12 protein-coding genes are annotated in these 12,395 nt (G+C 58.4%); 10 read left to right on the top strand and 2 right to left on the bottom strand.

All coding sequences use genetic code 11. The annotated features are described in order from the left end of the window. Positions 1 to 48: 48 nt before the first annotated feature. From NMA58_RS31645 to NMA58_RS31635, 3 genes are read left to right on the top strand one after another with little or no spacing between them, the layout of a single operon-like run. Entirely contained in the window at positions 49 to 927 is an 879-nt protein-coding gene (locus NMA58_RS31645; RefSeq protein WP_221138511.1) for a carbohydrate ABC transporter permease, read from the top strand. After that, positions 924 to 1,751, top strand: coding sequence for a carbohydrate ABC transporter permease (locus tag NMA58_RS31640; RefSeq protein WP_097599032.1), 828 nt, complete (start codon positions 924 to 926; stop codon positions 1,749 to 1,751). The genes NMA58_RS31645 and NMA58_RS31640 overlap by 4 nt, the downstream gene beginning before the upstream one ends. A 4-nt stretch (positions 1,752 to 1,755) precedes the next feature. Continuing rightward, positions 1,756 to 2,733, top strand: a complete 978-nt coding sequence (locus NMA58_RS31635) for an ABC transporter ATP-binding protein (RefSeq protein ID WP_221138513.1) — start codon at positions 1,756 to 1,758, stop codon at positions 2,731 to 2,733. 56 nt (positions 2,734 to 2,789) lie between these two features. Here the strand turns inward: NMA58_RS31635 and NMA58_RS31630 are convergent, their stop codons facing one another. Together NMA58_RS31630 and NMA58_RS31625 are read right to left on the bottom strand one after the other, a co-directional pair. After that, positions 2,790 to 3,140: a type II toxin-antitoxin system RelE/ParE family toxin gene (locus NMA58_RS31630; protein ID WP_434715175.1), complete on the bottom strand. Its 351-nt coding sequence runs from the start codon at positions 3,138 to 3,140 to the stop codon at positions 2,790 to 2,792. A gap of 5 nt (positions 3,141 to 3,145) precedes the next feature. Next, on the bottom strand, positions 3,146 to 3,397 hold the full coding sequence (locus tag NMA58_RS31625; protein ID WP_434715174.1) for a ribbon-helix-helix domain-containing protein: 252 nt from the start codon (positions 3,395 to 3,397) through the stop codon (positions 3,146 to 3,148). 275 nt (positions 3,398 to 3,672) lie between these two features. On the opposite strand from NMA58_RS31625, the gene NMA58_RS31620 reads away from it, so the two are divergent. The 7 genes from NMA58_RS31620 to NMA58_RS31590 are packed head-to-tail and all read left to right on the top strand — an operon-like array spanning position 3,673 to position 12,390. After that, entirely contained in the window at positions 3,673 to 4,299 is a 627-nt protein-coding gene (locus NMA58_RS31620; protein WP_434715173.1) for an SIS domain-containing protein, read from the top strand. Positions 4,300 to 4,315: 16 nt separating this feature from the next. After that, positions 4,316 to 5,554: a glycosyltransferase family 2 protein gene (locus NMA58_RS31615; protein WP_434715172.1), complete on the top strand. Its 1,239-nt coding sequence runs from the start codon at positions 4,316 to 4,318 to the stop codon at positions 5,552 to 5,554. Positions 5,555 to 5,573: 19 nt separating this feature from the next. Further along, complete coding sequence (locus NMA58_RS31610; RefSeq protein ID WP_434715171.1) at positions 5,574 to 7,544, top strand: hypothetical protein; 1,971 nt, start codon at positions 5,574 to 5,576, stop codon at positions 7,542 to 7,544. Next, complete coding sequence (locus NMA58_RS31605; RefSeq protein ID WP_434715170.1) at positions 7,541 to 8,500, top strand: lysylphosphatidylglycerol synthase transmembrane domain-containing protein; 960 nt, start codon at positions 7,541 to 7,543, stop codon at positions 8,498 to 8,500. The genes NMA58_RS31610 and NMA58_RS31605 overlap by 4 nt, the downstream gene beginning before the upstream one ends. A gap of 32 nt (positions 8,501 to 8,532) precedes the next feature. Further along, complete coding sequence (locus NMA58_RS31600; protein ID WP_434715169.1) at positions 8,533 to 9,474, top strand: NAD-dependent epimerase/dehydratase family protein; 942 nt, start codon at positions 8,533 to 8,535, stop codon at positions 9,472 to 9,474. Further along, complete coding sequence (locus NMA58_RS31595; RefSeq protein WP_434715168.1) at positions 9,464 to 11,413, top strand: HAD-IIIA family hydrolase; 1,950 nt, start codon at positions 9,464 to 9,466, stop codon at positions 11,411 to 11,413. The genes NMA58_RS31600 and NMA58_RS31595 overlap by 11 nt, the downstream gene beginning before the upstream one ends. Then, positions 11,410 to 12,390, top strand: coding sequence for a GHMP family kinase ATP-binding protein (locus tag NMA58_RS31590; RefSeq protein ID WP_434715167.1), 981 nt, complete (start codon positions 11,410 to 11,412; stop codon positions 12,388 to 12,390). Before NMA58_RS31595 ends, NMA58_RS31590 begins: the two co-directional genes overlap by 4 nt. Positions 12,391 to 12,395: the final 5 nt, after the last annotated feature.

Below are 12,395 nucleotides of genomic sequence, written 5' to 3'. Positions count from 1 at the left end.
ATCAACCTCGCTCCTGAAGGGCGAGGTTTCCCGATCGAAGAGGTAGTCATGACCGAGATACGCCCACGCTCGCGCAATTCGCCCTACCCCCTATGGTTTTTTATCCCCGCCGCCATCATTTACGGCGTGCTGTTCCTTTTTCCGACCATATCGTCTCTCTGGTACAGCCTGACGCGCTGGGATCTCTCGACAGCCCAATTTATCGGGCTTGAAAATTTCCAGCAGTTCTTTTCCGAACCGTTCCTGGTCAAGGGGCTGATCAACACGCTGATCTACGCGGTGACGACATCCGGCCTGAAAACGGTCTGCGGACTGCTGCTGGCCGTGCTGCTCACCAGCAATATCTTCGCCCGCGGCTTTCTGCGCACGCTGGTCTTCTTTCCCGTGCTGGTTTCGACGATCGGCATCGGCATCACCTTCACGGTCATGATGCATCCGACCAAGGGCATCATCAATGTTACGCTCGAGACGCTTGGAATGCCGGGGCCGGGATGGCTGACCAATCCGACGCTCGCGCTTTTTTCGGTGGCCTTGGTCGATGTTTGGAAGGGGGTCGGCCTTGCCACCCTGATCTTCATCGCCGGCCTTGCTGCGATCAGTCCCGACTATTATGAGGCCGCTAGGATCGACGGCGCCACACGGCTCCAGCAATTCGTTCGGATCACCCTGCCGCTCGTGCGCCCTGCCACCGTCATCGTCGTGACATTGTCGCTGATCGGCGGCTTGCGATCCTTCGACCTGATCTGGGCCATGACTCGCGGCGGACCGGGTTTCTCCTCCGATGTGATCGCCTCGGTTATCTACAAACAGTACCAGGCTGGCTTCTATGGTCTGTCGACGGCCGGAAACGTCATTCTGTTCGCGCTGATCGCCGTGATCATCCTGCCCTTCACCCTATGGTTCAACCGGCGCGAGGTCGAGGAATGAGAAGCGTCCGCCCCTATGTGACGGGTGCAATTGCCCTTGCCGTCGGGGCGGTCATCTTCGTCATGCCTTTCGTCTTCGTCGCTCTGCAGGCGGTGAAATCCAAATCGGAGGCCTCCCGCCTCGATTTCGAACTCCCTGAGCATTGGCTGTTCTGGGACAATCTCGTCGCCGTCTTCAAGGCGCGCGACTATCAGCTCGTGCTCGCCTATTTCAATTCGACTCTGATCACGGTCGTTTCCGTCACGATCCTGATCCTGCTGTCGGCGATGGTCGGATATGTGATGCAGCGCCGCAAGACGGCGTGGAACCGCGTGGCCTTCGCTGCGCTGTTCATGGGCCTGATGATGCCGCCGGCCGTTGTTCCCACCATCGGCCTTTTGCAGGACATCGGCCTCTTCAAGACCATGACCGGAATGATCCTGATCCAGGTTGCCTATAATCTCTCCTTTTCGGTCCTGCTCTATCGGTCGTTCATTTCGACCATCCCGCGCGATCTCGACGAGGCGGCGCTGATCGACGGCGCCAAGCCCCGGCAGATCTTCTTCCGCGTGGTCCTGCCGCTGCTGAAGCCGGTGACCGTGACCAATATCGTCGTCCAGTCGATCGCAATCTTCAACGATTTCACCAATCCGCTCTACTACTTGCCGGGCAAGGAGAATGTGACGGTGCAGCTGACGCTCTATAATTTCCAGAGCATGTATTCGAGCCAGTACAATCTCCTTTTCATGAACATCCTCCTCGTGACGATCCCGCCGCTGATTGTCTTCATCTTCTTCAACCGCCAGATCGTCGCGGGCATGACATCAGGCGGAGTCAAAGGGTAGCAGAATGGCTGAGCTTACTCTCAAACAGGTTCGCAAGAGCTTCGGCGCACTCGAAGTCATCAAGGGGGTCGATCTGGAGGTTGCCTCCGGCGAATTCGTCGTCTTCGTCGGCCCGTCGGGATGCGGGAAGTCGACGCTGCTGCGCATCATCGCCGGCCTGGAAGAGACGACCTCGGGCAGGCTGACCATCGGCGGCAAGGACGTGACCTATGCGGAACCTTCCGAGCGAGGCATCGCCATGGTGTTCCAGAGCTATGCGCTCTACCCGCATATGACGGTTGCCGAGAATATCGGCTTCGGACTTTCGCTCGCCCGCCGCCCGAAGGCTGAGATCGCCGAGAAGGTCGCGGCGGCAGCCGAAACGCTGCAGCTCACTCATCTGCTGCAGAGAAAGCCGAAAGCGCTTTCCGGCGGCCAGCGGCAGCGCGTCGCCATCGGCCGGGCGATCGTGCGCGATCCCAAGGTGTTCCTGTTCGACGAGCCGCTCTCCAATCTCGATGCCTCGCTCCGGGCACAGATGCGCCTGGAGATATCGGAACTCCACGCCCGCCTGAACTCGACGATGATCTATGTCACCCACGACCAGGTCGAAGCCATGACGATGGCGGACAAGATCGTCGTTTTGAACGGCGGCGCCGTCGAGCAGATCGGCAGCCCGATGGAGCTCTACCGCAATCCCGCCACACCTTTTGTCGCCGGCTTCATCGGCAGCCCGAAAATGAACCTCTATGGCGGCGAGACGGCACGGCGAATGAACTGCACGACCTACGGCATCCGCCCGGAACATGTCAGGCTTTCGGAAGGCACCGGCCAGTGGCAAGGCAGAATCCGACATGTGGAACGGCTCGGCGCCGACGCGATCCTCTATCTCGATGTCCCCGAACTCGGCGAAATGACCGTGCGCGCCGAAGGCGAGACGCCGTTTGCATCGGGCATGACGGTTTGGGCAAATCCGATGGAGGGAGCGGAACACCGGTTCTGAGACCGGGTTAAAGCCCCTCCTAGAGAAGCAATCCTACCGACCGAAGATCCCGCGCCTCACGGCTGTTTGTTCAAGAGAGCCGCCAGATCCTCTTTGAGCCGGACCGGCAGATTCATACGTTCGTGAAGAATGCTCATGATACCAAGATCGCCGTTCTTAAGCTCGCGAAAGAACACATGGTGATGCTCGTAACGACTGAAATAGGCAGAACGCTTGATGTCTGCCGGAACCGCCAGACGTTGTGGAAGCTGTCGCCAGATGGACCGATCCTGGCACAAACGCTGCAAATACGCGTGCAGCCCGAGAATATAGGCGTCCGCCTGCTTCTCTCCCCACGCCTCAACCGTGTCGCGCCAAATCTTGTCCTGCGCGTCGTCGGCGCGCGGGTAAAATCGATAGGCTGCCATCAGGCTTATCGACGCTTGTTACGGCGGATGACGTCTTCGGCCGAAACCGTGAAGAATTCGCTGTCTTCGGCCCGCATTGCCGGCGCGAGCTCCCTCTGCAGCATGTCCCAGGCTTCATTACGGGTCTGCAAGTCGCGGCGAATGAGAGCGCGAATATATTCGCTGGCGTTTTCATAAAGGCCGTCATCGCCGACCTGCTGCTGGATATGATCCTGCAACAGCCCACTGACCTTCACATGAATGCTACCCGATGCCATCGGCATACCCCTTCGTTCTTTTTATGATGGGTAGCGTAGCACATATTGTCAATATTCATCACGCGCGGACCTCCGTGGCTTATAACCGTTTGGGTTGCAGCAGCGCAAACGGCGAGGACCAACCTTCACGCCGGGCGCATGCCTGACGGAAGACCGTCAGTTGCAAAGCCGTGACACCCGTTAACAACCATCCGAGGGGATGCCGGGCAACTTGCCTTTGTATCATTTAGTCTTTAAGGACGCCCCAACTTCGAATGTGTAGGGACTAAACCAGCATGTCACATAACCAGACCATATCCTCGGACCTTGGCGTGACGGCCGGCGATCTCGATCGCTATTTTACATTTCTCCGCCATGTTCTCGTGAATGCAGCCGCCTCGCGGCCGGGCGACCAAAGCCTGGATTATGCAACTGCGATGAGTGAGGCCATGCGGCTGGCACGTGCTACCCATGATGCCGGCCGGAAGATCATCTTCATCGGCAACGGCGGCAGCGCCGCCATTGCCAGCCATATGGCGACGGACTATTCCAAAAATGGCGGACTCCGCGCCATGGCAATGAACGACGGCGCGACGCTGACATGCCTCTCGAACGACCTCGGCTATGAGAACGTCTTCGCAAAGCAGATCGAAATGCATGCGAATGAAGGGGACCTGCTGATCGCGATCAGCAGTTCAGGCAGATCGGAAAGCATCACCAAAGCCGTCCGCACTGCCCGCGAAAAAGGCGGCGCCGTTATCACCTTGAGCGGCTTCGCTCCGGGCAATCCGTTGCGCGCGCTCGGCGATCTGAACTTCTACGTCGCTTCCGATCAATATGGCTATGTGGAGATTGCCCATCTCGCGATCTGCCACGCCATATTGGATTTTTCCTGCGGCCTCGTCCCGCCCAGCCTTTCCTAAGAGCCTTGTCACGCGCATGAATTTCCCCCACATCCACGACCCGGAACTGACGCTTCTTACACCCGACGACGACGTCACCGACCCGGAAGTCACCATCCTCGTCCCCTCGCTGAACGAGGAATTGACGATTGGAACCTTCGTCGACTGGTGCCGTCAAGGCATCGCGGCAAGTGGAGCAGCGGTGGAAATCCTCATCGTCGACAGTTCGACCGATCGCACGCCGGAAATCGCGAGAGAGAGAGGCGCTCGCGTGTTGCGGACGCCGAAACGCGGCTTGGGCAGAGCCTATATCGATGCCATTCCCTTCGTCCGCGGCAAGTTCATTATCATGGGCGATGCGGACTGCACCTATGATTTTCGTCAGATAGCGCCCTTCATCGACGCATTCCGCAACGGATATGAATTCGTCATGGGTTCGCGGTTCAAGGGCTCGATAGAAGACAATGCAATGCCGCCGCTGCATCGTTATTTCGGAACGCCGCTGACGACGTGGATCCTCAATCGCATGTTCGGCAGCCGCTTTTCCGATATTCATTGCGGCATGCGGGGCATCAGCGTCGATGCGCTGCTTCGCATGGATCTCCGTTCGCAAGGGTGGGAATACGCTTCGGAAATGGTGCTGAAGTCCGTGCATATGGAGCTTGCGACGACCGAGGTGCCGATTCACTTCCTGAAGGATCCGGAAGGACGGCTGAGCCACATGAAGCGCCGAGGCTGGATGGAGCCCTGGCGCGCCGGCTGGCGCAATCTGCAGGCAATGTTTGTCTACGGCTTCGATTTCTTTTTGATCTGGCCGGGTTTCCTGCTGCTGGCCCTCGGCTTGATCATAATGTTGCCACTGCTCGCCGGACCTATGTCGATAGCAGGCGTGCGGTTCTCCTCGAACGCCATGCTGTTTGCGATGGCTCTGGCCGTCCTTGGTCAATCAATGCTGATTTCGGCAGCGATCGGTCGGGTGATTTTTGACTATTCGGGACATGTGCAGCCTCGCCTCGAGCGGCGCCTTCCCTACAATGCAACGATATGGGGATCGGTTATCGCCGTTCTGGCAGGTATCTTGCTGGCGGTTCCGCTCTTCGATTCCTATGTCGGGAACGGCTACGTGCTGCCTGAGATCGGCATCGAGACCAACTGGGCCGTCTTCGGCCTGTGGCTCATCATCACGGCGTTCCAGATCTTTATATCAGGGCTGATGATACGAGCACTCGGGGTTATGCTGCCAGTCAAGAAGCCTGCGCCGCCTCTCGCGGGATAAAAGCCACGAAAGGGCTATCATGATCCTAGGCTGGTGCACGGTTCTTTCCATAATATTATGGGGCCTCGTGATCGACCGAGGCATTGTTGCCCGGCTCAACCGACGTTGCGATCAGCCCTTTCGAGACGGCATCGATTTTCTGTTCAGCGGTATTCTGCCGGCTCTGGCGATATCAGGCGGTGCGGCCACCATTCTTGGCGCGTTTCATGGATTGAGATGGGAAATCGTTCTTCCCATAATGGCAGTCTCGATGATCTGGCGGCGGCGCGATCTCGTCGCCGTTCTTTGCGACCTGGGTTCGTTGTTTCGTAAAATTGCCGCTGAATCGAAAAACGGAAATCCGATTCCGGCGCTTGCGGCCCTCACATGCATCATACTCTGCTATGTGTGGAGCGTGCTGTCCCTCTTCCCGTCAGCCGTTGCCGACGTGTGGGTTTTCCATATCCCGCTCGCCAACAGCATCATCGATCATGCCGGCTTTGTGTCGCCGCAGATCGATCATCCCTTCTACGGCAATATTCCCCTCTTCTTCGATCTGCTGTTTGCTCTCGTCATGCTGGTCAGCGGTCATTGGACCGGTGCGGCAGTGATGAATATCGCGATCTTCTTCGGATTTCTGTTTCTGCTTTCAAGCTGCGCCAGCCGTTGGCGGGCTTGCGGTTTTTTCCTAGTGGCTGCGCTGATCCTCAGCATTCCCTTCTTCAGGGGGAGTGTCGGCGAACCGATGACGGATCTGGCCCGGTCGTGTTTCTCGGTCGCAGCCGTGCTTTTCCTGTGGCGCTATCTGGAGACTCGGCGGCCGGCGGAGCTCTTTCATTGTGCGCTCGTGTTAGGAGGAGCGGTCGGAGGGAAGTATACGGAACTGCAAATGGTCGGCCTCATAGCGCTGGTATTGATACCGCTGCTTCTCAAAGGGAGGATATCACTGCGGCTCCTGCTGTCATGCCTCTGCGCATTCCTCGCGGTCGCCGGCTACTGGTATGCGAAAAACCTGATGCTCCTCGGCAATCCAATCTATCCCTTCATATTCGGCCATCCAGGCCTCAGCGATGCCTGGATGACGGATTACATGCTCGAACTGGGTAGGGCCTTCGATCCCGCCAACCGGCACTTTGTGACGAACCTCGCTACTCTGCAGGGTTGGCACGACTTCCTCTATATCCTCTACGAGTGGTTTCTGGACAACAAGCCTAATGCCTTCGCCGCTCTGGCTTTGATACTGGCCGGTCTGGCAGTGGCGTTCCGCCGCGTTGCATTTCTCGCAGCGATGGTCCTTGCCATGTTCGTGATATGGTACACCGTTATGTTCAATCACATACGGTGGGCAACACCCGCTTATCTGCTTTTCTTTTCGACCGGGTTTATCAGCGCCTCGCTGGTTCGGGAAAGACTGGATAAATGGCTCGACCGACGGGTCCTGCCGCAGATGGCTCCACTGACAAAAATGGCCTCTTCGCCAGCATGCATGGTCGCCAGCCCGGTGATAATAGGCTTGCTGGCCGGAGGGCTCTGGATTTCCCATTGGAATCGAATCGGCGGTAGCGACCTTGACCCCGTCAAGGCGAAAGACTTCGATGTGGTGCTCGGAATGATCAGCGTCGATAAATACATGGAGAGCCATCGCGAAGCTTATTTCATGTACCGCTATATCGCAGATCACGACCTGCGAACCGTCTTTCAACCTTTCGATACGGCCAATACCTTATTGTCCACGGCTTACAACGGCGGCCGCGATGGCGGCTGGCAATTGCCGCGCTACATCCTGCCGGCACCGGGTTCGGATATCGATGCTTTCATCAAAGCCAATCAGATAGCTTACTTCATCGTTCCACCCGATGCCCGTAGCGCCTTCCTCGCCGAACGCATCGGAGAAGACAAAATCGTGATGGCCAACAGCATTATAGCTCATATGATGCCTCGCTCCTCACTGATATTGACGGATCGGTTCGGCTGGAAGCTCTATCGCTTTGACGCGGATCGGGCATCGTGACTATTCCGTCCCTCCGCACATTGCTTCGCATCGCCATCCCGGTTCTGAAAGTGGCCGTCGCGCTCGGCCTCGTCATATGGATCGCGCGTAAGGTCGATTTCGCAGAAGGGTGGGCTGCAATCCGGACGCTGTCGGTGACGACCATCTGGGTCAGCGTCTTCCTGCTTCTCTTGCAGGCCGTGCTGTCGGCATGGCGATGGTGCCTCTTGTCGGAAATGATCGGGCAAAGACTGAAAATAACCGGCGCCACGAAGCTCTTCATGCAGAGCCTCTTTTATAATCAAGCTCTTCCAAGTCCCATTCCAGGCGATGCCGCCCGCATATTTGGCGCCATCAAATATGGTCTGACGATAACGGAAGCAACGCTGGGCGTCGTCATGGACCGTATCCTTACTCTTTTCGGGCTGGCGGTCGTCGCACTGATCGGACTGATCATCATGCGCGGCTTTTACGGGCACGACTTCCCTATCCCTCATCTGGTCGAACTCACGGCCCTTGGCGTGGCGGGAACGATCGCCTCGGCCCTGGTCTTCAGCTGGCGCCGGCATTTCTTCGTGCGGTTTCTCCCGGCAAAGCTGCACGCGCTGACTGAGGCGCTGGCAGCTTTTCTCAGCCACAGAAGAATGCTGGGGATATTCCTGTTGACCCTCGTCATTCACGGATTGAGTGTCGTCTCGCTTGAAATCCTCGTTCTCGGTCTGGGTCTTCCGCTCGACTGGGGCCAGGCCACAGCCGCTTTTCCGCCGGTCCTGTTGATCGCCATGGTTCCGATTTCCGTCGGCGGATGGGGACTGCGGGAGGGCGGCATGATCCTTTCACTTGCCGTGTTCGGCATCGGCACGACTGACGCCGCAACGCTGTCGGTGGTTTTCGGCCTGCTGCAGCTTGTGATCGGCTTGGCCGGTGGTGTATTCGTCCTATCACGTCCTCATACGGGAAAGATCAAAGCTCTCTGAAGAGCCTTAACAGATCATATGGAGCTGCCGACATGCATGCCTTGGTAACAGGAGGGGCCGGATTTATCGGCAGCCATCTCTGCGATCGTCTTTTGGATTCGGGATATCGGGTAACCGCGATCGACAATCTTCATCTTGGCCGCATGCGCAACATCGATCATCTGCTGAAGCGATCGGATTTTCATTTCCATGAGCTGGATATGCTGGATCGGGAAGGCATGGATCGGCTCATTGGCGCGGATCGTCCCGACGCTGTTTTCCATCTCGCCGCAAATTCCGATATCGCCGCCGGCAATGCCAATGCGGAGCTCGACCTCCAGCTGAACCAGCTGACGACGACCACGCTGCTCGCCATCATGCGCAAGCATGAGATCGGCAAGCTTTTCTTCGCCAGCACCTCCGCCGTATTCGGTGAAGCCGAAGGCAACATCCACGAAAATCACGGCCCGCTGCGGCCGATTTCGCTCTATGGCGCCAGCAAGCTTGCCGCTGAAGCCTATTTGTCCGTTTATGCACTGTCATTCGGCATCAAGACGCTCGTGCTCCGCTTTCCCAACGTGGTCGGGGAACGCTCCACGCACGGAGCCATCTATGACTTCATCAACAGGTTGAAGGCTGATCCCACGCGGCTCCAGGTGCTCGGCAACGGGATGCAGACAAAGCCCTATCTCTATGTCGGCGACCTGGTGGATGCCATTCTGCTCGCCTGGGAAAAGGCGCCCGGCGCCTATGAGGTATTTCATGCCAGCGGCATCGGCGAAACATCCGTCCGAGACATCGCCGAGATCGTCGTCTCGAGGGTCGCATCCGGCGCCGCTATCGAGTATGGAAGCGAAGACCGCGGCTGGCTGGGCGATGTGCCGCGCTTCAGCTACGACATAAGCCGGCTTGTCGCGCTCGGCTGGACGCCGAAGCGAAAGTCGACCGAGGCTGTTGAACTCGCCGTCGAGCGGATCCTCGCGAATGGGTTCTGAGAACGCCATCCGCGAGGCAATCATCATTGCCGGGGGCCTCGGAACACGCGCACGCAGCATGACGGGCGATGCCATTCCGAAGGCTCTTCTGCCTCTCGATGGCGTGCCGATCATTATCAGACAGATTCGTGTCCTCGCCCGGGAAGGCGTTCAGCATGTGCGTGTGCTTGGCGGACATCTAGGCAGCCAACTCGAGCCTGCCCTTGGCCCGGAAGCCGAAAAACTTGGCATCACGATCGACGTCTTCGTTGAGAAGTCTCCGCTCGGTACGGCCGGTTGCTTGACGACTTTGGAGACTTTCGCCGATGACGTCCTTATCGTCTACGGTGACATGCTTTTCGATATCGATCTGTCGGCACTTGCGCGTCATCGCCGTCAGTTTCCCGCTGCGCTGACGATCATCGCCCATCCCAACGATCATCCCCGCACATCCGATATCGTCGTTCAGAAGAACGGCTATCTGCAGCGCCTGTTGCCCCGCAAGGCGCCGCGCGAGGCGGATTGGCGCAATCTCGTGCCGGCCGGTCTGTACGTGGCTTGCGGCCAGTTCTTCGAGACTCTCCTGCCGGGACAGCCGGCCGACATGATCCATGATGTGATCCCTGGTCTCCTCAAGCGATCCATACCGGTCGCAATTTATGATACGCCCGAATATATGAAGGATACCGGATCTCCGAGCCGACATGCCGCCGCGGCCGAGGATATTCGCCATAACCGGGTTCATGCTGTCCATCTGTCGGTTCGAAGACCCGCAGTGTTTTTTGATTGCGACGGCGTGCTCAACGAAGATGTCGGCGGCCATGGAGTCATACATCCGGACCAGGTGAAGCCGATCAGCCGAGCCGGCGAAGCGGTGCGGCTCGCCCGCGAGGCCGGCTTCCTTGCGGTTGCCGTAACCAACAGGCCGCAGGTCGCCAAAGGCCTGCTGGATGAACCCGGCCTCGATCATGTACTCGGTCGCCTCGAGGCGGAGCTTGCCGAAGATGGCGGCGTCCTCGATCGTATTTATTTTTGCCCGCACCACCCGGACAAAGGATTTCCGAACGAAGTCACTGCGCTCAAGATCAATTGCGCTTGCCGCAAACCGGGCGATCTGATGATCCGGCAGGCGATGGCGGAACTGCCGATCGAAAAATCGAAGTCCGTCATCATCGGCGACAGCCTGCGCGACATTGGCGCGGGCCGCAAGGCAGGCATCTGGGCCTATGGCGTGCGGACCGGTTATGGTTTGCGGGACGAGAAGAGCTATCCTGCTTCGGAAACAGAAATTCCACGCCCCGACCTTGTCTTCGACACGGTCTACGACGCCGTTCGCTTCCAATGCGGCTACCAGGAGATCGGGAAAGCTCTGTCGAGGGCGATTGAGGAACGGCTTTCAGATGAAGCGGGCCCGCTGCTCGTCAGCATATGCGGCCGGTCCCGCTCCGGGAAAAGTACCTTTGCCCATGCCGTTCAACGCATACTCTCGGAAGCAGGACGCGGGGTGCTGAAGCTGGAACTCGACCGCTGGATACTGCCGCTCGAGCATCGCAGCTCCGATATGAGCGCGGAAGAGCGCAGCAGGGTTGAGCTCTATCCCGAAATCGTCAGCATGCTGCGCCGGTCCGGACAGGTCGAAGCACCCGGCTACGACGCGGCAAGCCGTGGCCAGCTCAGGGGCACCACCACCTATGACGCGCGAGATGCCGAGGTCATCCTGCTGGACGGCATCTTTGCCGGGCATGCGTCGATCCGCGAAGAGGTCGATATGGCCGTTTTCGTCGAAGCGTCGCAGCAGACTCTGCTGAACCGCTTTCACACATTCTACGCCTGGAAAGGCCTCACGCCGGTTGCCGCCGAAGGGCTCTGGCAGTCGCGAATTCAGGAAGAGTGGCCGAGGATCGATCTGCAGCGCACATCGGCCGATATTGTCGTCAATCTCGAGGAGACAACCCTTTGATCGTTTCATCCGCACCTTTTCGGGTCAGCTTCGCCGGCGGGGGCTCTGATATAGCGTCCTATTACAGACGTCAGGCGGGCGCTGTCTTGTCGTGTGCAATAGCCAAGTACAGCTTCGTCATCGTGCACAATTACTTCAACGAAAACAAATACCATCTGAAGTATACGCGCACCGAGCTCGCCGACACGCTCGAGGAGATCGCGCATCCACTGCTGCGAGAGGCCTTGCGCATGCACCGGGTCGAGCCGGGCATCGAGGTCGCCTCCGTCGCCGACATCCCCTCCGGAACCGGTCTCGGATCATCTAGCTCCTTTTCCGTGGCGCTGATCAACGCGCTTTATGCCCACAGGTCGCGTTTTGCTTCCAAGGATCAGTTGGCGGAAGAAGCCTGCAGGCTCGAAATCGACATCCTGAAGGAGCCGATCGGCAAACAGGACCAGTACGCTGCCGCCCATGGGGGTCTGAACTTTATCGAGTTCAATTCCAACGGCGGTGTCAACGTGCAGCCCGTCGTGCTCAGCGCCGAAAAGATGGCGGAGCTCGAGAGCAATATCCTTCTGTTTTTCACCGGAAGCCAGCGCGACACGCGCTCTGTGCTGTCGACGCAGGTGCAGGCCATGGAGACGAACGAAGAAAAGTTTCGGACGGTCGAGCGCATGGTGGAGCTGGCTTACGAAATGCGCGACATCCTGATGAGCGGGGATCTCGGGGTCTTCGGCGAAGCGCTGCACCGCGGATGGATGATGAAGCGATCGCTGACGTCACAGATCACCAATAGCGCCATTGACGAGTTTTATGAGGCCGCACGGACTGCCGGCGCGATCGGCGGCAAGCTCGCAGGCGCCGGTGGAGGCGGCTTCCTCGTTCTCTATTGCCCTCGGGATCGCCAGGCAAAAGTCCGGCAAGCGCTGTCGCAGCTCAAGGAAATCGAGTTTCGTTTTGACTGGAGCGGCGCGCGTATCGCGTTTGCACAATAGAGGGC

The sequence above is a fragment of the Rhizobium sp. YTUHZ045 genome, from assembly GCF_051124255.1.
Taxonomy (GTDB): domain Bacteria; phylum Pseudomonadota; class Alphaproteobacteria; order Rhizobiales; family Rhizobiaceae; genus Rhizobium.
The sequence above is the reverse complement of the archived record's forward strand: the minus strand, read 5'-3'. Positions and strand labels throughout refer to the sequence as shown.

Coding starts and splice junctions, on each gene's coding strand:
- NMA58_RS31645 (WP_221138511.1), top strand. CDS start 49: ATGACCGAGATACGCCCACGCTCGCGCAATTCGCCCTACCCCCTATGG.
- NMA58_RS31640 (WP_097599032.1), top strand. CDS start 924: ATGAGAAGCGTCCGCCCCTATGTGACGGGTGCAATTGCCCTTGCCGTC.
- NMA58_RS31635 (WP_221138513.1), top strand. CDS start 1,756: ATGGCTGAGCTTACTCTCAAACAGGTTCGCAAGAGCTTCGGCGCACTC.
- NMA58_RS31630 (WP_434715175.1), bottom strand. CDS start 3,140: ATGGCAGCCTATCGATTTTACCCGCGCGCCGACGACGCGCAGGACAAG.
- NMA58_RS31625 (WP_434715174.1), bottom strand. CDS start 3,397: ATGGCATCGGGTAGCATTCATGTGAAGGTCAGTGGGCTGTTGCAGGAT.
- NMA58_RS31620 (WP_434715173.1), top strand. CDS start 3,673: ATGTCACATAACCAGACCATATCCTCGGACCTTGGCGTGACGGCCGGC.
- NMA58_RS31615 (WP_434715172.1), top strand. CDS start 4,316: ATGAATTTCCCCCACATCCACGACCCGGAACTGACGCTTCTTACACCC.
- NMA58_RS31610 (WP_434715171.1), top strand. CDS start 5,574: ATGATCCTAGGCTGGTGCACGGTTCTTTCCATAATATTATGGGGCCTC.
- NMA58_RS31600 (WP_434715169.1), top strand. CDS start 8,533: ATGCATGCCTTGGTAACAGGAGGGGCCGGATTTATCGGCAGCCATCTC.
- NMA58_RS31595 (WP_434715168.1), top strand. CDS start 9,464: ATGGGTTCTGAGAACGCCATCCGCGAGGCAATCATCATTGCCGGGGGC.